The 20,200-nt window shown below is 68.6% G+C and carries 16 protein-coding genes; 12 read left to right on the top strand and 4 right to left on the bottom strand.

Translation table 11 applies throughout. The features are described from left to right. Position 1 precedes the first annotated feature (1 nt). Positions 2 to 715, top strand: coding sequence for a tRNA (adenosine(37)-N6)-threonylcarbamoyltransferase complex dimerization subunit type 1 TsaB (gene tsaB / locus AC5P68_RS00820; RefSeq protein ID WP_012481047.1), 714 nt, complete (start codon positions 2 to 4; stop codon positions 713 to 715). Positions 716 to 1,285: 570 nt separating this feature from the next. Here the strand turns inward: tsaB and AC5P68_RS00815 are convergent. Further along, on the bottom strand, positions 1,286 to 2,170 hold the full coding sequence (locus tag AC5P68_RS00815) for an energy transducer TonB family protein (protein WP_111108631.1): 885 nt from the start codon (positions 2,168 to 2,170) through the stop codon (positions 1,286 to 1,288). Further along, the gene (gshB, locus tag AC5P68_RS00810; RefSeq protein ID WP_005410718.1) at positions 2,170 to 3,117 is read right to left on the bottom strand and encodes a glutathione synthase; all 948 of its coding nucleotides are present in this window, start codon (positions 3,115 to 3,117) and stop codon (positions 2,170 to 2,172) included. The genes AC5P68_RS00815 and gshB overlap by 1 nt, the downstream gene beginning before the upstream one ends. A 240-nt stretch (positions 3,118 to 3,357) precedes the next feature. On the opposite strand from gshB, the gene pilG reads away from it, so the two are divergent. The 7 genes from pilG (at position 3,358) to AC5P68_RS00775 (ending at position 15,299) form a co-directional block, all read left to right on the top strand. Then, complete coding sequence (gene pilG / locus AC5P68_RS00805; protein ID WP_005418455.1) at positions 3,358 to 3,759, top strand: twitching motility response regulator PilG; 402 nt, start codon at positions 3,358 to 3,360, stop codon at positions 3,757 to 3,759. 18 nt (positions 3,760 to 3,777) lie between these two features. Continuing rightward, positions 3,778 to 4,140: a response regulator gene (locus tag AC5P68_RS00800; protein WP_005410717.1), complete on the top strand. Its 363-nt coding sequence runs from the start codon at positions 3,778 to 3,780 to the stop codon at positions 4,138 to 4,140. After that, positions 4,140 to 4,670 (top strand): chemotaxis protein CheW, encoded by a 531-nt coding sequence (locus tag AC5P68_RS00795; protein WP_005410716.1) that lies wholly within the window; start codon positions 4,140 to 4,142, stop codon positions 4,668 to 4,670. The genes AC5P68_RS00800 and AC5P68_RS00795 overlap by 1 nt, the downstream gene beginning before the upstream one ends. Positions 4,671 to 4,711: 41 nt before the next feature. Then, complete coding sequence (locus tag AC5P68_RS00790; RefSeq protein WP_005410715.1) at positions 4,712 to 6,748, top strand: methyl-accepting chemotaxis protein; 2,037 nt, start codon at positions 4,712 to 4,714, stop codon at positions 6,746 to 6,748. A gap of 100 nt (positions 6,749 to 6,848) precedes the next feature. Beyond that, a complete protein-coding gene (locus tag AC5P68_RS00785; RefSeq protein WP_495216753.1) occupies positions 6,849 to 13,526 on the top strand; it encodes an Hpt domain-containing protein in 6,678 nt (2,225 codons plus the stop codon). Next, positions 13,513 to 14,838, top strand: coding sequence for a chemotaxis protein CheB (locus AC5P68_RS00780; RefSeq protein ID WP_164209100.1), 1,326 nt, complete (start codon positions 13,513 to 13,515; stop codon positions 14,836 to 14,838). The genes AC5P68_RS00785 and AC5P68_RS00780 overlap by 14 nt, the downstream gene beginning before the upstream one ends. After that, positions 14,835 to 15,299 carry a chemotaxis protein CheW gene (locus AC5P68_RS00775; protein ID WP_033833436.1) on the top strand — a complete coding sequence of 155 codons (465 nt, stop codon included), beginning with the start codon at positions 14,835 to 14,837 and terminating at the stop codon, positions 15,297 to 15,299. Before AC5P68_RS00780 ends, AC5P68_RS00775 begins: the two co-directional genes overlap by 4 nt. 102 nt (positions 15,300 to 15,401) lie before the next feature. Here AC5P68_RS00775 and AC5P68_RS00770 read toward each other — a convergent pair whose 3' ends face one another. Together AC5P68_RS00770 and bioA are read right to left on the bottom strand one after the other, a co-directional pair. After that, on the bottom strand, positions 15,402 to 16,139 hold the full coding sequence (locus AC5P68_RS00770) for a 16S rRNA (uracil(1498)-N(3))-methyltransferase (RefSeq protein WP_033833435.1): 738 nt from the start codon (positions 16,137 to 16,139) through the stop codon (positions 15,402 to 15,404). Continuing rightward, complete coding sequence (gene bioA / locus AC5P68_RS00765; protein WP_033833434.1) at positions 16,130 to 17,521, bottom strand: adenosylmethionine--8-amino-7-oxononanoate transaminase; 1,392 nt, start codon at positions 17,519 to 17,521, stop codon at positions 16,130 to 16,132. The genes AC5P68_RS00770 and bioA overlap by 10 nt, the downstream gene beginning before the upstream one ends. A gap of 77 nt (positions 17,522 to 17,598) precedes the next feature. Between bioA and nudE the strand changes: the two genes are divergently transcribed. From nudE to AC5P68_RS00745, 4 genes are read left to right on the top strand one after another with little or no spacing between them, the layout of a single operon-like run. After that, the gene (nudE, locus tag AC5P68_RS00760; protein ID WP_033833433.1) at positions 17,599 to 18,162 is read left to right on the top strand and encodes an ADP compounds hydrolase NudE; all 564 of its coding nucleotides are present in this window, start codon (positions 17,599 to 17,601) and stop codon (positions 18,160 to 18,162) included. Next, positions 18,159 to 18,962: a 3'(2'),5'-bisphosphate nucleotidase CysQ gene (gene cysQ / locus AC5P68_RS00755; RefSeq protein ID WP_033833432.1), complete on the top strand. Its 804-nt coding sequence runs from the start codon at positions 18,159 to 18,161 to the stop codon at positions 18,960 to 18,962. The genes nudE and cysQ overlap by 4 nt, the downstream gene beginning before the upstream one ends. 13 nt (positions 18,963 to 18,975) lie before the next feature. Next, positions 18,976 to 19,815 carry a nucleoside triphosphate pyrophosphohydrolase gene (mazG, locus tag AC5P68_RS00750; RefSeq protein WP_033833431.1) on the top strand — a complete coding sequence of 280 codons (840 nt, stop codon included), beginning with the start codon at positions 18,976 to 18,978 and terminating at the stop codon, positions 19,813 to 19,815. Then, complete coding sequence (locus tag AC5P68_RS00745; protein ID WP_033833430.1) at positions 19,812 to 20,141, top strand: YnfA family protein; 330 nt, start codon at positions 19,812 to 19,814, stop codon at positions 20,139 to 20,141. The genes mazG and AC5P68_RS00745 overlap by 4 nt, the downstream gene beginning before the upstream one ends. The last annotated feature ends 59 nt before the right edge of the window (positions 20,142 to 20,200 follow it).

Raw genomic sequence — 20,200 nt, 5'->3', positions numbered from 1 at the left:
GATGAAACTGCTCGCCTTTGAAACCGCCACCGAAGCCTGTTCCGTTGCCCTGCATGTCGATGGGCAGGTGCTGGAACGCTTCGAGATCGCCCCGCGCCGGCATGCCGAACTGAGCCTGCCGTGGGCCGAGGCGCTGCTGGCCGAAGCAGGCATCAGCCGCCGCCAGCTGGACGGTATCGCGCTCAGCCGCGGCCCGGGTGCGTTCACCGGCGTGCGCCTGGCGATCGCCATCGCGCAAGGCATTGCGCTGGCACTGGATCGGCCGTTGCTGCCGGTCTCGACGCTGCAGGTGCTGGCGCTGCGGGCACCGGCGGACGAAACGCAGATCCTGTCGGCGATCGATGCACGGATGGGGGAGCTGTATGTCGCGCGCTTCGAACGTGTAGACGGCCTACCGGTGGCACGCGATGCCGAGCGCGTGTGCGCACCCGCTGCGGTTGCGCTGCCGGAAGGGATGTCGGCCTACGGTGTCGGCACCGGTTTCGGTGCAGCCGAGGGGGCACTGGTGACCCAGCTGGGCACCGGCCTGCGCGGCTTTGATGCGACGGCGCTGCCGCGGGCGTCGGATGTATTGGCACTGGCGGTGCCGGCGTTCGCTCGCGGCGAAGCCATTGCACCGGAGAAGGTCGAGCCGGCGTACCTGCGTGACAATGTGGCGCTGACCCTGGTCGAGCAGCAGGCCGCGCGCGAGGCGAAGGCGAAGGCCAACGGCTGAGCCCCTCGTGGCGGGATTGGTCGCGTAGATCAAAAGCCGTGGTTTGGCCGGGCGGGTGGGCTGCGCAGGGGGCGCTGCAAGTACGTCCCTGTAAGCTCGGTCGCCGCTTGCTCGTGTGCGCTGTCCTGCGCACACGGCAAGACCGGGGTTGGGCGTCCTGCCCAACCCGCCCGAGGCATGCCTCGGGCCCATGCGGCTCACGCCCCTGCGCAGCCCACCCGCCCGGCCTCTGACAGTTTCCGTGTGCGTCTGCCACGGAAAATCAAAAAAGAAAATCAAAGTCAAAAGCGGATCGCTTCGCTCGCATCCACGCGTAGCGTGGATGTGTATCGACCAAGGTCGACACCTACCAAAGCAGTGGTGCGCCGCGATCTGTCAGAGGCGGGGCGGTGTCGGGCGGCGGGGTATCCGCGGCATGGATGCCGCGGCTAAGCCTACACGGACGTACTTGCGGCGCCCCCGCCGCCCGACCCCGCCTCGCCACGCTTCAGTACACCAACCGCCGCTGTTGCTGTTGCCGTTGCTCTAGCCTTTCAGCGGGTCCCGGGCCGCAGGCCCGGGCAACAAACCCTACCGGTCGTCGCGCAGTTCGCCGCCCGGCAGGAACACCCACGTACGGGTAACCTGCAGGATGTCGATTTCGTCTTCAGTCTTCGGCAATGGCGGGAACGGCTGGGCCAGCTGCACCACCCGCAGTGCGGCCTCATCCAACAATGGCGTCCCGCTCGAACGCAGGATCCGGCTGCTCTCCACGCTGCCATCGCGGCGCACGCCCACGCTGATCACTACCTGGCCGCCGAGGCGGCGCTGCCGCGCCTCATCCGGGTAATTCAGGTTGCCTACCTTCTCGGCGCGGTCGACCCAGGCGCGCAGGTAATTGGCATAGGCATACTCACGCGTGCTGGCCGACACGAACTTGCGGTTCGGGCGCTTGGCGTACTGCGCCGAGCGCAGATGTACTTCGGCAGCCAGCCGCGCCATCTCCACGTCGCGCTGTTCGCGTGCGCTCAAGGGCGCATCCGGTTCGGGCTGATCCGGCGTGGGGCGGGACTGCGCCTGCGCCACCACCTCTTCGCCATTGCGGCTGCTGACCACCCGTGCCTGTGGCGGCGGAACCGGCGCGGCCGATTGCTGCTGCTGTGGAACCGGGCTGATTCCGGACTGGGCCTGCGGCACGATGCCGGCCTGGTTGTCGCGCGGACGCTGTGCGCGGTCGTGCTCGCCACCGCCTTCCTGGTTGGCCGCGGCCAGGAAATCGGCCTGCTTCGGGGTCAGCGCGGTGCGGGTCTGGCTGAAGATGACTTCCAGTGTCGGCACCAGCGGCGCATCGCCCTTCACGGCGAAGCCCACGCCCAGGATCAGCAGGGCGTGGACCAGCACCGACAGCGCGATGGTCGCCCCCAGCCGTTGCGCTTCGCGCGGCGGCGGGGGCAGGACGGCAGGTGCGGCAGACATCAGCGCAGGCCGGCCTCGAGTGCGTCGAACAGGGTGCCAGCGATGTTCAGGCCGTACTGCGCGTCCAGTTCGCGCACGCAGGTCGGGCTCGTCACGTTGACCTCGGTCAGGTAATCGCCGATCACGTCCAGGCCGACGAAGCGCATGCCGCGGCGCTTCATCTCCGGGCCGACCTGGGCGGCGATCCAGCGGTCGCGCTCGCTCAGCGGGCGGCCTTCGCCGCGGCCGCCGGCGGCCAGGTTGCCGCGGAATTCATCGCCCTGCGGGATGCGCGCCAGGCAGTAGTCCACCGGTTCGCCATCGACCAGCAGGATGCGCTTGTCACCGGCGGTGATGTCGGGAATGAACTTCTGGGCCAGCGCCAGCTTGCGGCCGCCGTCGGTCAGGGTTTCCAGGATCACGTTCAGATTCGGATCGCCCTGGCCGCTGCGGAAGATCGAGCGGCCGCCCATGCCGTCCAGCGGCTTCAGCACGGCCTGGCCGTGCTCCAGCGCAAAGGCCTTCAAGACCTTCGCGTCGCGGCTGACCAGGGTCGGCGGGCAGCACTGGGGGAACAGCAGCGCGGCCAGCTTCTCGTTGTAGTCGCGCAGGCCCTGCGGGTTGTTGACCACGCAGGCGCCAGCCGCTGCGGCCACGTCCAGCACCTGGGTGTCGTAGATGTATTCGGCGTCGACCGGCGGGTCCTTGCGCATCAGCACGATCTGGCCGGGGCCGAACTCGGTGCGGCTGAACGCGCCCAGCTCATACCAGCCGGCCGGGTCGTCGCGCACCTGCAGCGGCGCGGTCTGGGCCACCGCTACGCCACCCTCCAGGGCCAGGCCGCCCGGGCGCACGTAGTGCAGGGCATGGCCGCGGCGCTGGGCTTCCAGCAGCATGGCAAAGGTGGTGTCCTTGGCGATCTTGATGTGGGCGATGGGATCCATCACCACGATGACGTTCAACGGCATGGGCGCACCTGTCAGGCAAGGCGTTGATGGTAGCGGCAACGCCGCTCGCGCGCCTCCCCGCCGTCCTGCAACGCAGCGTCCGCCCGGCGGTCGCGCACGCATTGCGAAACCCGTCACGTTCAGGAGGGTGCCATGCCCCGCGCCATGGGGCGGCCTTGAAGCGGGCGCGGAAAGTGCGATATAGATACGCTTTCGTAGCGGCCCCCGCCAGAGATCGGGCCGTGCGCTTGGGGATAGGCAATGACTGAAAACACGACTGCGGGCGGGGAACTCGCAGGACTCCGGGTGATGGTCATCGATGATTCGAAGACCATCCGCAGGACTGCGGAAACGCTGCTCAAGCGCGAAGGCTGCGAGGTGGTCACCGCCACCGACGGCTTCGAAGCGCTTGCGAAGATCGCAGACCAGCAGCCGCAGATCATCTTCGTCGACATCATGATGCCGCGCCTGGACGGGTACCAGACCTGTGCGCTGATCAAGGGCAACCAGCTGTTCAAGGCGACCCCGGTCATCATGCTGTCGTCCAAGGATGGCCTGTTCGACAAGGCGCGGGGACGCATCGTCGGCTCGGAGCAGTACCTGACGAAGCCTTTCACGCGTGAAGAACTGCTGGGTGCCATCCGCACATACGTCAACGCCTGACCAGGGGGGAAAGGCACAATGGCTCGTATCGTTCTGATCGAGGATTCACCGACCGACCGCGCGGTGTTCACCCAGTGGCTGCGCCGTGCCGGCCACGAGGTGCTGGAGGCGGACAATGCCGAGGATGGACTGCAGCTGGTCCGCGACCAGGTGCCGCAGCTGGTGCTGATGGACGTGGTCCTGCCCGGCATGAGCGGTTTCCAGGCCACCCGCGCGATGGCCCGTGATGCGGCGATCAAGCACATCCCGGTGATCATCGTCAGCACCAAGGCGATGGAAACCGACAAGGCATGGGGCCTGCGCCAGGGCGCGGCCGATTACATCGTCAAGCCGCCGCGCGAGGATGAACTGATCGCGCGGATCAACGAACTGGTGGCCTGATGCGCTCGCCCTTCGACATTCTCGAAGCCTACGAACGGCGCAGCCTGGCCCACGCGGTGCAGCTGCCCGAGCGGCAGTTCGCCCAGGACCTCTGGCGTGGCGTGGGTTACCGCGTCGGCCAGCGCCGGCTGGTGTCCGATTTCCGCGAAGTGGTGGAAATCGTGCCGATGCCGCCGGTGACCCCGGTGCCGTGCGCGCAGCCGTGGCTGCTGGGCGTGGGCAATCTGCGCGGCAACCTGTTCCCGGTGGTCGACCTGAAGTACTTCCTGGAAGGCACGCGTACCGTGCAGCAGGAAGGCCAGCGCGTGCTGATCATGCGCCAGGCCGGCGGCGACGTCGCCCTGACCATCGATGAACTGTTCGGCCAGCGCAGCTTTGAACTGGACCAGCAGATCGCGGCCGGCACGCTGGCCGAAGGGCGCTACGGCCACTTCGTCGATCGCGCCTTCCACGCCGACGGCCACGACTGGGGCGTGTTCTCCCTCTCGCTGCTGTCGCGTACCCCTGAATTCCGGCAAGCCGCGGCCTGAGGCCGGGCATCGCCCCCTGCATTGAAGATCGAGGTTGAACGATGAGTACTGCTTCGGACGCCACCAAGACCGGCAAGCTGCGGCTGGGCGGCAGCAACCTCTGGCTGTTCCTGCTGCTGGCATCGATGATCCTGTTCGGCGTCAACACCGGCGTCGCCACCTGGCAGGGCAGTCGCCTGGCCGATGCCGGTTCCAAGGCGGCCGACCTGCAGGTGCTGTCGCAGCAGCTGGCCAACCAGGGCCGTGACGCGGTGGGCGGCAACGCGCAGGCGTTCACCGCCTTCAAGGCGACCCGCAACGCGATCGAACAGAACGTGTCGACACTGCAGGGGCGCTACGGCAAGGAGCCGGGCGTGTCCGGTGCCATCGCCACCCTGGGCGAGACCTGGGCGCCGCTGGGCAAGCAGGCCGGGCAGCTGGTCGCCAGCGAACCGGCGGTGCTGGCGCTGGCCGGCAATGCCAACAACTTCACCGGCGCGGTGCCGGGCCTGCAGGCCCAGCTGAACGAGCTGGTGCGTGCGATGTCCGCCTCCGGCGCGCCGTCGTCGCAGGTGTACAGCGCACTGCAGCAGGTCGTGGTGGCTGGCTCGATGGCCCGCCGCGTAACCGAAATGCGTGCCGGTGGCAGCGCCGCAGCGACGTCCGGCGATGCACTGGCACGCGACATCACCGTGTTCTCGCAGGTGCTCGACGGCCTGCGCAACGGCAACGAGGAACTGGGCATCACCGCCGTGCGCGGTGCCGCCGCCGTCGCCGCACTGGAGCAGTCGCAGCAGAAGTGGGAAGCGATGAAGCAGGACGCTGACGCGATCCTGGCCAGCTCGCGCCAGCTGTTCGCGGCGCAGTCCGCCGCCACCGCGCTGGGCCAGGGTTCGGCCCACATGCTGGATGACAGCCGCAAGCTGTTCGACGCGTTCTCCTCGTTCGGCTCGGTGTCTGACACCCGCCTGTTCCCGAACTTCTGGATCGGTGTGGTGTCCGGTGCGCTGTCGCTGATCGCGATCATCGGCTTCGTTTCCACCAACGTGCGCAGCCGCTCGCGCGAGCAGGAACTGCGTTACCAGACCCAGGTGGAATTCAACAGCCGCAACCAGCAGGCGATCATGCGGCTGCTGGACGAAATCTCCTCGCTGGGTGAGGGCGACCTGACGGTGAAGGCCTCGGTGACCGAGGACATGACCGGCGCCATCGCCGACGCGATCAATTACGCCGTCGACGAGCTGCGCCACTTGGTGACCACCATCAACGACACCTCGGCCAAGGTCGCGCTGTCCACCCAGGAAACCCAGGCCACCGCCATGCAGCTGGCAGAGGCGGCGGGCCACCAGGCCAACCAGATCACCTCGGCGTCGGACCGCATCGGCGAAATCGCGGCGAGCATCGAACAGGTGTCGCGCAACTCGGCCGAGTCGGCCGACGTGGCACAGCGTTCGGTGGTGATCGCCGCCGAAGGTGCCGGCGTGGTGCGCGAGACCATCCAGGGCATGGACCAGATCCGTGACCAGATCCAGGAAACCTCCAAGCGCATCAAGCGCCTGGGTGAGTCGTCGCAGGAAATCGGCTCGATCGTGGAACTGATCAACGACATTTCCGAACAGACCAACATCCTGGCGTTGAACGCGGCAGTGCAGGCGGCGTCGGCCGGTGAAGCGGGTCGCGGTTTCGCGGTCGTGGCCGACGAAGTGCAGCGCCTGGCAGAACGTACCTCCGGCGCGACCCGACGCATCGAGAACCTGGTGCAGGCCATTCAGGCCGATACCAACGAAGCGGTCACCTCGATGGAACAGACCACCGCCGAAGTGGTGTCCGGTGCACGCCTGGCCGAGGATGCCGGCACCGCGCTGACCGAGATCGAGCGCGTGTCCAATGCACTGAACACCCTCATCAAGAACATCTCCATCGCCGCCCAGCAGCAGTCGGCCGCGGCCTCGGACATCACCCGCACCATGGGCGTGATCCGGCAGATCACCGGCCAGACCTCGCAGGGTGCCGGGCAGACCGCCGAATCGATCGGCCACCTCGCGCAGCTGGCGGCCGACCTGCGTCGTTCGGTCGCCGACTTCAAGCTGCCGGCGTGACGCGGGCAGGGCGGCGAGCAAGGAACCAGTCGATGAAGCATTTCCATTCCCCACGCCAGAACTCGCGCGGCTTCCGCGCGGCGGCGAACGGAGCGCGTCCATGAGCAGTCTGCGCGATGCGATGAGCCACGCAGCGCTGGGCTGGGTCAAGCCCGAGCTGGACGAGACCCTGCGCCAGGTGCGCAACGAAGTCGAGTACTACGCGGAAGACCCGACCGACGCCAGCCGCATGCGCATCTGCGCCGGCTACCTGCACCAGGTGCAGGGCACCCTGCGCATGGTCGAGCTGTACGCCCCGGCCATGGTGGCCGAGGAGCTGGAACAGCTGGCCAATGCCATTGGCGCCGGTGGCGTGGCCGATCGGGATGAAGCCTGCGCGACCCTGATGCGTGGCAGCGTGCTGCTGCCCGATTACCTGGAGCGCCTGCAGAACGGTCACCGTGACATCCCGATCGTGCTGATGCCGCTGCTGAACGAGATCCGTGCCGCACGTGGCGAAGAGGGCGTACATGACAGCGTGCTGCTGGCATTCGCACCGGACAGCGTCACCGCCACCGAGGCCGAGCTGGACCATGCCCGTGGCAGCCTGAGCGGGCGCAACCGCGAGCTGCTCGATACCGTGGGCAGTGCAGTGAAGGAAGAACTGCTGCGCATCAAGGATGCGCTGGACCTGCACCTGCGTACCGGCGGTGCGCCGGAGCAGCTGCAGACCCAGGCCAACGAGCTCGGTGCGGTCGCCGATACGCTGGGCATGATGGGCCTGGGCGTGGCCCGCGGCGTGGTCGTGCAGCAACGTGATGCCCTGCGTGGCGTGGTCGAGGGCCGCCAGCAGATCGACGAAAACCTGCTGCTGGATATCGCCGGGGCGCTGCTCTACGTGGATGCGTCGCTGGATGACCAGGTCGCCCACCTGGGCGCCGGCGGCAGTGGCCAGGACGATCCGAGCGCAGTGGAGAACCGGCGCACGGTAGAGGTGCTGGCGCACGAGGCCATCGCCAACTTCGCCGCCGCGCGCGAGCACTTCGTCGCGTTCATTGAAACCAGCTGGAACCATGCCGAGCTGCACGACGTGCCGCGCCTGCTGGGCGATGTGTCCGGTGCGCTGCGCATGCTCGACCTGGGTACCGCCGCCGATTACCTGCGCGGTGTGCAGCAGTACATCGAAGCCGAGCTGATCGGTCGCCAGCGCGTGCCGAGTGGCCGCCAGCTGGACACGCTGGCCGACGCCATGGCCAGCCTGGAGTACTACCTGGAAGCCCTGCGCGACCGTCGTCCGGGTCGCGAGGACATCCTCGACATCACCCGCAGCAGCCTTGAGGCGCTGCGCTACTGGCCGTTGCCGGACCACGATGCGGCTGAGCCGGCAGCGTCCGTGCCGCAGTCGATCGAGCGTGAGCCGGTCGTGCTGCAGGGCGAGGCACTGCAGCCAGAGCACATCGAGATCCCGGTACAGTCGGCCGCGCCGGCACCCGGTGAGGTGCCGGTACCGCTGCCGGACTTCACCTTCGATCCGCCACCGGCCACGCCTTCGCCTGCAGCGGCGGACAACAGCTTGATGTTCGGTGGGCTGGGATCCGTCGCCTCCGCGCCACTATCGCTGCGTGACGAGTCGGATGCACCGCTGGTCTTTGCCGCCTCCAGTGCACCTGCACCCGAGGTCCCGCAATGGGATCTGGCACCGTTCCATCCTGAGACCGATCCGCCCGCTCCAGCGGACGATGAGCGCAGTCCGACGTTTGCCAGCTTCGATCCGGTCAGTTTCGAACAGCTCGATGCAGGGCAGGGCGCCGCCGCCCATTGGACGCTGTCGGAGGCGGCTCTGCCAGTGCAGTCCAATGCGACAACCGGCCTGGACGTAGAGGACGCCGCCGACGCCTCGCTGTCCATCGAGACCGGCGCGCATGCCGCACCGGGGTTCGACCCGGTGGCCGCCGAACATGACGCGGTTTCTGCAAGTGACGACGTCGTGTTCCGTTTCGATGCCGATGCGCTGGACAATGCCGACGACGTGTTGTCGCTGCATGCGATGGAGGCATTGTCGCTGGAGGACGCTGCCGGGCTGCATCCGTCGCTGGAGAGCATCGATGCCACTGCCCCTGCGGTGGTGGAAGAGAGCCCGGCTGCCGCAGAGCCGGACATCACCCCTGTGGATGTGCCGGTGGAAGCGCCGGCACCGCTTGCCGATGTGCCGGCAGCGGCGGTGTCGATGATCGACATCGACACCATCGCACCGATTGATTTCAGCGAAGCCGACGCGCAGTTCTTTGTCGAGCTGAGCGCTGCCGCCGCGGACTTCAATCCGCAGGCGACCCCGACGCCGGCCGATGCGGAAGCGCCAGTCGCCGTGGGCAGCGCGGAAGATGCAGACGCCGGCTTCGAGGCCGGCTTCGACGACGATGCCGAGAACATCGACGAGGACATCCGCGAGGTGTTCCTGGAAGAGTTCGACGACGAACTGGCCAACCTCGGAACGTTGCTGCCGGCATGGCGCATGCAGCCGGACAACATGGACCGTCTGCGTCCCATCCGTCGCATCTTCCATACGCTCAAGGGCAGTGGCCGACTGGTCGGTGCACGCACCCTGGGCGAATTCGCGTGGAAGATCGAGGGCATGCTCAACCGCGTGCTCGACGGCAGCCGCCCGGCGACGCCAGCCGTGCTGGCCATGGTCGACAACGCGCATGCCGCGCTGCCGCAGCTGAACGCCGCGTTGCGTCATGGCCAGCGGATCAGCGTGGACCTGCAAGCGATGCAGGCCATTGCCGATCGCGTCGGCGCGGGTGAGGAAACCTATTACGTACCGCTGCCGGTTGCGGCCGCTCCCGCCGCACCGGTGGTCGAAGCCGATGGCGAGGACGAGATCAGCCGCATCCTCGAAGGCGCAGCAATGGCGTCGGTGCAGGCTGAAGCCGATGCGGACCCGGCGCCCGAAGCATTGGGCACGCCGGCCAACATCGACAGCGTGCTGCGCGAGATCCTGGAAGCCGAAGTGGAAGTCCACCAGGCGACCCTGCAGGACTGGCTGCGCTTGGCACAGCAGGCGCAGCAGCCGGTCAGCGACGCGCTGCTGCGCGCGGTGCACACCATGAACGGCGCCTTCGCGATGACCGAAGTGCCGGAAATCACTGCCGTTACCGGCGGTGCCGAGTCCTACATCAAGCGCGCGCTGGCCGCGGACGTGGTGCCGGGCGACGAGGGCGTGGCTGCGCTGGACGCGACCGCGCAGGCGATCACCGCGACCATGGAAGCGCTGCAGGCCGAACAGCCGCGCATCATGCCGCAGGAAGCGCTGGTGCAGCGCCTGCAGGCGCTGGCCGGTGAACTGCCGGAAGCGCGCTGGCCGATGGTCGGGCTGGGAGACGAGGATGAAGAGGGCATCGAGCTGGCGCCCGATGTCGGGCAGGCATCCGAAGCCGAAGCGCCGCTGGCCGGGCTGGACACGCTGGACGAAACCAGCATGGCGTCCGCTTTCGACGCGGCGCCCGATCTCAGTGCCGAGCCGCAGCCGCTTGCCGAAGATGCGCTGGAACCGGTTCCAGCTGCAACCGACCCGCAGACGCTGGACATCGCGGCCGACAGCGGCCTGGACGTGGGCGAGCTGACCGCCAGCGACGATCTTTCGCGTTACTTCGACGCCGGCTGGCCGTCGGTGCCGGGCGAAGGTGAACCTGCCGTGGCGGACCCCGGCGCGATTGAATCGATCCAGCCGGTCGAGAGTGCGCCTGTTGTCGAAGTGGCCGAAGCAGATGCCGTGCCCACGATCGCGACGGTCGACGACGCTGATCTGACCATGGCCGACGATCTGTCGCCCTACCTCGACGCCAGTGCGCTGCCGGTGGATGACCGCGACGCGGAAGAGCGGCCGGTGCCTGCGGAAGTTGACGCGATCGACCTGAATACGCCGTTGTCCTTTGATTCGGGCAGTGCCGATGACAGCGTCATTGACGCCGCTGCTGCACTGCCACTCGACAGCGGGCTGTCGAGCCTGCAGGATGAAATGGCTGCGCCGGGTTTTGCAGAACCGGTCACGCTGGCAGCCGCGCTCGAGGCCGGCCTGCACGTGATCGAAGACGAGCAGACCCTGGACGACGACGGGCAATGGCCCGTGCTCGGCCTCCAGGCCAGCGAACTCGCGCCGGGCGAGGCGGAAGCCTTTGCCGAGGATGCGGACGTCGGCGGGGAGGCGGCGGTCGGCGAAGGAGAGAGCGCCGATCAGCCGTCCCCGGCGACGGTGAACGAGGTGAGCGCTGCCGAAGCACTGCAGGCCACCGCCGAGCCGGTGCGGTTCTTCGAACTGGAAGAAGCGCCGGGGCAGGGCACGGCCAACACCGATGCCGAACCTGCCGAGGCCGACGCCGGAGAGCGGGCGCCGCTCCACGATGAAGCCTCCACCCTGGAAGACACCGCGGATGGCGCCGATGCGCTCGACTTCAGCGTGTACGACCGCGAACTGGTCGACATCTTCGTCGAGGAAGGCAAGGACCTGCTCGACCACTGCGATGGCCTGATCAGCGAGCTTCGCAATGCGCCGCAGGATCGCGAGGTGCTGGCCGGCCTGCAGCGTGACCTGCACACCCTGAAGGGGGGCGCACGCATGGCCGGCATCAATGCCATCGGCGACCTTGGCCACAGCATCGAATCCCTGCTGGAAGCCGTGGCGGCCGGCCGCACCGAGATCGAACGCCGCGACGTGCAGCTGCTGGAGCGCGGCTTCGACCGCCTGCACCAGCTGCTGACGCGGACCGGTGCCCACCGCGTGGTGGCGCCTGCACAGGACCTGGTGGAGGCCTTCGAGGTCCGCACCACCACCGATATCGCGGCGGCCGCTGCGGCCGCGCGTGCGGCCAGCGAGGCCGAGGCCGTGCCGGCACAGGCTGTGGGCCCGCTGACGACGCCGGCCGATGCCCCGCTGTCGGCACCACTGCCGGCCGAACGCGTGGCCGACGAAGATCCGCTGGCGCGTCCGCAGCAGGAGCAGGTGCGGGTGCGCGCCGACCTGCTCGACCGCCTGGTCAACCATGCCGGTGAAGTGGCGATCTATCGCTCGCGTCTGGAACAGCAGCTGGGTGCCTTCCGTGGTGCCATGGCCGAACTGGAGCGCACCAATGCGCGACTGCGCGACCAGCTGCGCCGACTCGACCTGGAAACCGAGGCGCAGATCGTCGCCCGCTACCAGCGCGAGCAGGACCAGGCGGACCAGAAGTTCGATCCGCTGGAACTGGACCGTTTCTCCACCCTGCAGCAGCTCAGCCGTGCGCTGAACGAGTCCGCCGCCGACCTTGGCGGCCTGCAGGGCGTCCTGGACGATCTGTCGCGCCAGTACGACTCCCTGCTGCAGCAGCAGTCGCGCGTAAGCTCGGAACTGCAGGATGGCCTGATGCGCGCGCGCATGGTGCCGTTCGACGGTCTGGTGCCGCGCCTGCGCCGCGTGGTCCGCCAGTCCGGCATGGATACCGGCAAGCAGGTCCACCTGACCCTGGAAGGTACCCACGGCGAACTGGACCGCAACGTCCTCGACCGCATGGTCGCGCCGCTGGAACACATGCTGCGCAACTCCGTGGCCCATGGCCTGGAGGCGCCGGAACAGCGCCGCGCCGCCGGCAAGCCGGAGGAGGGCGAGATCGCCATCCGCCTGCACCGCGAAGGCTCGGAAATCGTGCTGGAAGTGGCCGATGACGGCGCCGGCCTGGACCGCGAGGCGATCCGCCGCCGCGCCATCGACCGTGGCCTGCTGGCTGCCGATGCGCAGCCGAACGAGCAGGAACTGGACAACCTGATCTTCGCCTCTGGTTTCACCACCGCCGACCAGGTCAGCCAGCTGGCAGGCCGTGGCGTGGGCATGGACGTGGTGCGCAACGAAGTGCGCCAGCTGGGCGGTTCGGTCGATATCCAGTCAGTGCGGGGCCAGGGCGTGCGCTTCACCCTGCGCCTGCCGCAGACGCTGGCGGTCACCCAGGCGGTGTTCGTGCAGATCGGCGAAACCACCTTTGCGGTGCCGGTCGCATCGGTCAGTGGCATCGGCCGCCTGTCGCGCGAGCGTTTCGAAGCGGCCGACAGCAGCTATCGCTACAGCGGCGAGGACTATCCGCTGTACGACCTCGGCAGCCTGGTCGGGCAGGCCCCGGCGCGTGCCGATGGCCAGGACCAGGTACCGCTGCTGCTGGTCCGTGCCGGTGACCTGCGTGCCGCCGTGGCGATCGACCAGGTGCTGGGCAACCGCGAAATCGTGGTCAAGCCGGTCGGCCTGCAGATCGCGTCGGTGCCGGGCATCTACGGTGCAACCATCACCGGCGATGGCCGCGTGGTGGTGATCCTGGACGTCGCGCCGCTGGTGCGCCGCTTCCTCGCCAACCCGACGCTGCCGGTGCTGGCCAACGCGCCACGCCAGGAGCGCCAGGTGCCGCTGGTGATGGTGGTGGACGATTCGCTGACCATGCGCAAGGTGACCGGGCGCATCCTCGAACGCCACAACTTCGAGGTCAGCGTCGCCCGCGACGGCGTGGAAGCACTGGAGCGCCTGGAAGAACGCGTGCCCGACCTGATGCTGCTGGACATCGAGATGCCGCGCATGGATGGTTACGAGCTGGCCACCGCGATGCGTGCCGACCCGCGCTACAAGGACGTGCCGATCGTGATGATCACCTCGCGCAGCGGCGACAAGCACCGCCAGCGCGCCTTCGAGATCGGCGTGCAGCGCTACCTGGGCAAGCCGTACCAGGAGCTGGACCTGATGCGTAACGTGTACGACCTGCTGGGGATCGCCCGTGTCCGTGAGTGAAGCCCAGGCGGCCCCGGCCGTCGCCCTGCTGGCCCGTCCTGGCGCGGCGCGCGAGCGCCTGCGCGAGGCGTTGTCGCATGCCGATGTGCAGCTGGTGCTGGAAGACGACCCCAACGGCCTGGAGCCGCAGCTGCTGCAGGACGCGCGTCCACAGTTCGTGGTGATCGCGCTGGAAGCGGCCATCGAGGATGCTCTGGAGCGGCTTGAAGCGGTGCTGTCCGCACCAGGCCTGACCCTGGTCTTCGACGAAGCCGAGCTGGCGGCGCGCCGTGATGGTTGGGAGGCACAGCGCTGGGGCCGCCACCTGGCCGCCAAGCTGCACGGCCACCAGCAGGTGCTGCCGCCGGGTGCGGAAGACGAACCCGCCCTGCAGCTGGAACCGGGCCACCCGGCACCGCCGCCGGCACCACGGGAAGAAGCGCTCCAGCCGCATCTGGACCAGGCATTGAGCTGGGCCGACGAGGTACCGGCGGACAGCCTGTATGCGCCACCGGCGCACCTGCACGAACCGATCGCGCTGGAGCAGGCACTGGCCGCGCTGCAGCCGGTGGTGCCGGAGGCGCTGGAGACAGTGCCGATGCAGCCGGTTGCCACACCGGCAACGCCGCCGGTGTCCTTCGACCACACCGCGTGGTCACTGGTCGAGGATGTAGCAGACGCACCCGCAGCCACCGGGTACAGCGCCGCGATGGAAGCCCCGCTGCCGTCCTTCGATACCGATCACCTCAGCCTGGTGGACCTGGACACTGCGGCGCCTGCGGGCGCACGTGCCGGCTCGCTGCTGGTGCTGGCCGGCATTGGCGGCCCGGATGCGCTGCGCCGCCTGCTCGGTGCGCTGCCGTCGTCGCTGAGCGTGCCGGTGCTGGTGCACATGCGCCTGGACGGTGGCCGCTACGGCAACCTGGTCAAGCAGATGGCACGGGTGTCGCCGCTGCCGGTGCAGCTGGCCGAAGCCGGCCAGCGTGCAACACCCGGTGAAGTGCACGTGCTGGCCGATGACATCGGCGTGCAGGCAGCCAGCGACGGCCTGCATTTCGTCAGCGACGCGCAAGGCATTTCGATTGCCGGGCTGCCGGCCGACCACACTGCGCTGGTCCTGCTCAGCGGCGCCGACCTTGCGCATGTGGGTCCGGCGCTGGATCTGGCCGCCGCCGGTGCCTGGGTGGCCGGGCAGGTCGGCGAGGGCTGCTATGACCCTGCCGCAGCCACGGCGGTGGTCGCCGCTGGCATGGTGGCGGGTGAGCCACAGGAACTGGCGCAGGCCATCGCCTCGCGCTGGGGCGTGGAAGACGATAACGGAGAGGCACCATGAGCTATGCCAGCAATGACGAAATCCGCGGCGTCCTGATCCAGGCCGGCAACGAGCGCGTGCTGCTGCCCAATGCCACCGTGGCCGAAATGATGTCGCGGGTGCCGGTGCAGCCGGTTTCCGACGCCCCGCGCTGGCTGGTCGGCGAAATCGGCTGGCACGGCTGGCAGGTGCCGCTGGTGTCGTTCGCGCGCCTTTCCGGCCTGGGCGAGGAAGCCGTGGGCGGCCACAACAAGGTCGTCGTGCTGAAGGCCCTCAGCGGCAACGCGCAGCGCCCCTACTACGCGCTGCTGACGCAGAATTTCCCGCAGTTGATCTCGGTGCCGCGCGATGGCCTGCTGGCCGATGCTTCCGAGGAAACCCTGCCGCAGATCGTGCACATGCGCGTGCTGCTGGGTGAGCAGAGCGCGCTGCTGCCGAACCTGGATGCGCTGGAAGCCGCGCTGGATTCGCTGGCGACCTGATCGGCAATCCGCCGGTCGGGTTCCCGGTAGTGCCGGCCGCTGGCCGGCAACCTCATGATCCCTTGGATGCCGGCCAGCGGCCGGCACTACCACCAATCAACCTTACCCCAGGTCGCCCAACCACGCCTGCAATGCCGCGATCGCGGCCAGCCCGGCGGTCTCCGTGCGCAGGATGCGCGGCCCCAGCTGCAGGCCCTGGAATCCTGCCGCTGCCAGCTGATCCCGGTCGCGCGGCGACCAGCCGCCTTCCGGGCCGATCGCGATCACGATGCCGCCGGTCGGCGCCGCGTCGAGCGTCGACAGGCGATGGGCACCGTGCGGGTCCAGCGTCAGCCGCAGCGTATCGGCCGGCAGCGTCGCCGCCGCCTGCGCCAATGCCACCGGCGAGCCCACCTGCGGAATGCGCGCGCGCCCGGACTGGCCGCAGGCCGAGGTCACCACGTTGTTCCAGTGCGCTACGCGCTTCTCCGCGCGCGCGGCATCCAGCTTCACTTCGGTGCGCTCGGCATTCACCGGAACGATGGCGCTCACGCCCAGCTCGGTGGCCTTCTGCAGGATCAGGTCCATCTTCTCGCCTCGGGCAATGCCCTGCAGCAGAGTGATCGCCAGCGGCGATTCGTTGTCCACCGCCTGCACCGCATCGATGCGCACCTGCACCTCGCGCTTGCCAGCGGCGGTCAGCGTGGCGCTGTAGTCGTGGCCATCGCCGTTGAACAGCACGCAGGTATCACCCTCGCGCAGGCGCATCACCCGCACCAGATGGTTGGCCGTCTCTTCCGGCAGGGTCACGGTCTGGCCGCTGTGCAGCGCCAGGTCGATGGGGCAGCGGGTCACGCGCATGCAATCGCCTCGTCAATCGCCGCCAGCGTGGTATGTGCCAGCAGCTCCAGTTGTTCGTCATCCACGCAGTAGGGTGGCATCCAGTACAGCACGTCGCCCAGCGGACGCAGCACCACGCCACGTTTCAGCGCAGCCTTGTAGGCGTGCAGGCCCAGTCGCAGCGCCGGATCGAACGGCGTGCGCTTGTTGCCATCCCGCGACAGCTCGAAGGCCACCACCATGCCGGCCTGGCGGACGTCGGCCACGTGCGGATGGTCGCTCAATGGCGCAGCCAGCGCGCCCATCACCGAGGCGATGCCACGGTTGCGGGCGATCACATCGTCGTCGCGGAAGATGTCCAGCGTCGCCAGCGCAGCCGCACAGGCCAGCGGGTTGCCGGTGTAACTGTGCGAATGCAGGAAGGCGCGCTCGCGCGAGTCATCAAGGAAGGCGTCGTACAGCGCCTGCGTGGCCAGCACCGCGGCAAGCGGCAGGAAGCCGCCGGTCAGGCCCTTGGACAGGCACATCAGGTCCGGCATCACGCCGGCCTGCTCGCAGGCGAACAGGGTGCCGGTGCGGCCGAAGCCGGTGGCGATCTCGTCGGCGATCATGAATGCGCCGTGCGCATCACACAGTTCGCGCACCCGCTGCAGGTACACCGGGTCATGCATGCGCATGCCGCCGGCGCACTGCAGGCGCGGTTCCAGGATCACTGCGCAGATCTCGCCGGGATGCTGGTCAAACAGAGTGGCCAGGCCATCAGCGGCTTGGCGTGCGCGATCAGCCGCACTCTGGCCCGGCTCGGCCAGGTAGGCATCGGGCGAGGGCGCGAACAGGCCTTCGGCCAGCAGCGGCGCGTAGACGCGGCGGTACAGCGGAATGTCCGCCATCGCCAGCGCTCCAAGGGTCTCGCCGTGGTAGCCGTTCTCCAGCGCGATGAAGCGCGTGCGCCGTGGCTCGCCGCGGTTCTGGAAATACTGGAAGGCCATCTTCAGCGCGACTTCAACGCCGGCCGAGCCGTTGTCGGCGTAGAACACCTTGGCCAGCGGCTCGCGGCCGGGCTGGCGTGGCGCCAGCGCCAGCAGGCGCTCGGCCAGGGTGATCGCCGGCTCATGGCCGAAGCCAGCCAGCATCACCTGTTCCAGCTGCCCGGCCTGCGCCGCGATGGCGCCGCCGATGCGCGGCTCGGCATGGCCGAACAGATTGGTCCACCAGCTGCTGACGGCGTCCAGGTAGCGGTTGCCGTCGTGGTCGATCAGCCATGCGCCTTCACCACGGGCGATCGGCACCAGCGGCAGGGTATGCGGGTGCTCACGCATCTGCGTGCACGGATGCCACAGCACCTGCAGGTCGCGTTGCCGCCAGTGCTGGGCCAGCGGGGAGGGGGTTGGGTCTGCTAGCATTTCGGGCTCATGAACATGTTGCTGCCTGCACATTCTATCGGCCCCGGCGCTGGCGCCGGCCGCCGCGGAGATTCCGCATGAACGATGACCGTGCCGGCCGGCGCTTGCCGATCATCCATCGGATCACCGATGAGGAGAACGGCCCCTTCCAGCGCCAGCACCTGGACCTGGAGTTCTCCAACGGTGAACGCCGCCGCTTCGAACGCCTGGTCAGCCGTGGCCATGGTGCGGTGGTGGTGGTGCCGATGCTCGATGACGAGACGGTGCTGCTGGTGCGTGAATACGCCGCCGGCATGCACCGCTATGAACTGGGCCTGGTCAAAGGCCGGATCGACGCCGGCGAAACCCCCGGGCAGGCCGCCGACCGCGAGCTGAAGGAAGAGGCCGGGTACGGTGCACGCCGGGTCGACGTGCTGCGCGCGATGACCCTGGCCCCCACCTACATGAGCCACCAGTCGTGGCTGGTGGTGGCACGCGACCTGTATCCGGAAAAGCTGGCCGGCGACGAGCCGGAAGAACTGGAGGTGGTGCCGTGGAAGCTGGCCGAACTGGACCAGCTGATGCTGCGCGAGGACTTCTCCGAGGGACGCTCGCTGGCGGCGCTGTTCATCGCTCGCCAGTGGCTGCAGGGAACGCGATGATCAAACTGACCACGGACCTGCGCGAGACCGCCATCGCCATCGCCCAGGAAGCCGGACAGGCCATCATGCAGGTGTACGCCGATGGCTTCGAGGTGCAGATCAAGGACGACGACAGCCCGGTCACCGCCGCCGACCTGGCCGCCAACCAGGTCATCGAACTGGGCCTGCGCCAGCTGACCCCGGACCTGCCGATCCTGTCGGAGGAATCGGCGCAGGTGCCGTGGGAGCACCGCCGCCACTGGGGCGCGTACTGGCTGGTGGATCCGCTTGACGGCACCCGCGAGTTCGTCAAGCGCAATGGCGAGTTCAGCGTCAACATCGCGCTGATCTACCAGGGCGCACCAGCGTTCGGCGTGGTGCTGGCCCCGGTCACCGGCATCGTCTGGCATGCCATGCGTGGCGAGCTGGCCTATCGCCGGCAGGGCCTGCACGACACCGTGCTGCGCACCCGCACGCCGGCCACCGCCCCGCTGCGCGTCGCCGCCAGCCGCTCGCACCGCTCAGCGGAAACCGAGGCGCTGCTGGCGCGCATGGGCCGCATCGAGACCATCGCGCAGGGCTCGTCGCTGAAATTCTGCCGGATCGCCGAAGGTGGCCTGGATGTCTATCCGCGGCTGGGCCCGACCTCCGAATGGGATACCGCCGCCGGCCAGTGCGTGCTGCACGCCGCCGGCGGTGCGGTACTGTCGGCCGCGACCGGCAAGCCGTTCCGCTACAACCGCCGCGAAACCCTGTTGAACGGCGATTTCATTGCCCTTGGTGATACCAGCCTGCCGTGGCGCGACTGGTTGTCCGACTGAACCTGGAGGCCGCATGAGCGCGCACGACACCCCCGCCACCGGCAGCGCCGCCGCCCACGAGCTGGAGCGCCTGCTGGCGATCATGGCGCGCCTGCGCGACCCGCAGGGCGGCTGCCCGTGGGATCTGGAGCAGAACTTCGCAACCATCGCGCCGTACACCATCGAGGAAGCCTACGAGGTGGCCGATGCGATCGACCGTGGCGATCTCGACGATCTCTGTGACGAGCTGGGCGACCTGCTGCTGCAGGTGGTGTTCCATGCGCGCATGGCCGAAGAGCAGGGGGCCTTTGCCTTCGCCGAGGTCGCACGCGCGATCAGCGACAAGATGCAGCGCCGTCACCCGCACGTGTTCGCCGACGTGAGCGTCGACGATGCCGACGGCGTGACGCGCAACTGGGACGCGATCAAGCGTGCCGAGCGTGCCGCCAAGGGCGAGCAGGACACCTCCGCGCTGGCCGGCATTTCGCGCGGGCTGCCGGAATGGCAGCGGGCGGTGAAGCTGCAGTCGCGTGCGGCCAAGGTCGGCTTCGACTGGCCCGGCCCGTTGCCGGTGCTGGACAAGGCGGCCGAGGAACTGCAGGAACTGCGCGAGGAGTTCGAACGCGGCGATATCGCCGGCAACAAGGCGCGGCTGCAGGAAGAACTGGGCGACCTGCTGTTCGTCTGCGCCAACCTGGCGCGCCATGCCGACATCGACCTGGGTGCGGCGCTGCGCGGGGCCAACCACAAGTTCGAACGCCGCTTCCGCGCGATGGAAGCGCAGGCCGACGCGCAGGGTGGGGCGCTGGCTGCGATGGGCCTGGATGCGCAGGAAGCGTTGTGGCAGCAGGCCAAGGCGGCGGAGAAAGCGTGAAGACGCTGGGCCTGTTCCTGCTGACCGCGCTGGCCGAGATCGTCGGCTGCTACCTGCCCTGGGTATGGCTGCGCAAGGGCGGCAGCGTCTGGTTGTTGTTGCCGGCCGCGGCCAGCCTGGCCCTGTTCGCGTGGCTGTTGACCCTGCACCCGGCCGCCAGTGGGCGGGTCTATGCGGCCTACGGTGGCGTGTACATCGGCACCGCGCTGTTCTGGTTGTGGCTGGTCGACGGCATCCGCCCCAGCCGCTGGGACCTGCTGGGCGCTGCGCTGTGCCTGGCCGGCATGGCGGTGATCATGTTCGGGCCGCGCACCTCATCAGGGTAGCGCCGGGCCGTGCGTGGCTGCGCCTCCTTCCGACCGCGCTGGCGCGCGCAAGCCGGGCA

The organism is Stenotrophomonas sp. YJH_SMC_58 (assembly GCF_059369635.1).
Note: the sequence above shows the minus strand (reverse complement) of the source record. Positions and strands in the feature narration are given on the sequence as shown.

Bases quoted from the DNA above. Each gene is read 5' to 3' on its own strand.
- tsaB (WP_012481047.1), top strand. From the start codon at position 2: ATGAAACTGCTCGCCTTTGAAACCGCCACCGAAGCCTGTTCCGTTGCC.
- AC5P68_RS00815 (WP_111108631.1), bottom strand. From the start codon at position 2,170: ATGTCTGCCGCACCTGCCGTCCTGCCCCCGCCGCCGCGCGAAGCGCAA.
- gshB (WP_005410718.1), bottom strand. From the start codon at position 3,117: ATGCCGTTGAACGTCATCGTGGTGATGGATCCCATCGCCCACATCAAG.
- pilG (WP_005418455.1), top strand. From the start codon at position 3,358: ATGACTGAAAACACGACTGCGGGCGGGGAACTCGCAGGACTCCGGGTG.
- AC5P68_RS00800 (WP_005410717.1), top strand. From the start codon at position 3,778: ATGGCTCGTATCGTTCTGATCGAGGATTCACCGACCGACCGCGCGGTG.
- AC5P68_RS00795 (WP_005410716.1), top strand. From the start codon at position 4,140: ATGCGCTCGCCCTTCGACATTCTCGAAGCCTACGAACGGCGCAGCCTG.
- AC5P68_RS00790 (WP_005410715.1), top strand. From the start codon at position 4,712: ATGAGTACTGCTTCGGACGCCACCAAGACCGGCAAGCTGCGGCTGGGC.
- AC5P68_RS00785 (WP_495216753.1), top strand. From the start codon at position 6,849: ATGAGCAGTCTGCGCGATGCGATGAGCCACGCAGCGCTGGGCTGGGTC.
- AC5P68_RS00775 (WP_033833436.1), top strand. From the start codon at position 14,835: ATGAGCTATGCCAGCAATGACGAAATCCGCGGCGTCCTGATCCAGGCC.
- AC5P68_RS00770 (WP_033833435.1), bottom strand. From the start codon at position 16,139: ATGCGCGTGACCCGCTGCCCCATCGACCTGGCGCTGCACAGCGGCCAG.
- bioA (WP_033833434.1), bottom strand. From the start codon at position 17,521: ATGCTAGCAGACCCAACCCCCTCCCCGCTGGCCCAGCACTGGCGGCAA.
- nudE (WP_033833433.1), top strand. From the start codon at position 17,599: ATGAACGATGACCGTGCCGGCCGGCGCTTGCCGATCATCCATCGGATC.
- cysQ (WP_033833432.1), top strand. From the start codon at position 18,159: ATGATCAAACTGACCACGGACCTGCGCGAGACCGCCATCGCCATCGCC.
- mazG (WP_033833431.1), top strand. From the start codon at position 18,976: ATGAGCGCGCACGACACCCCCGCCACCGGCAGCGCCGCCGCCCACGAG.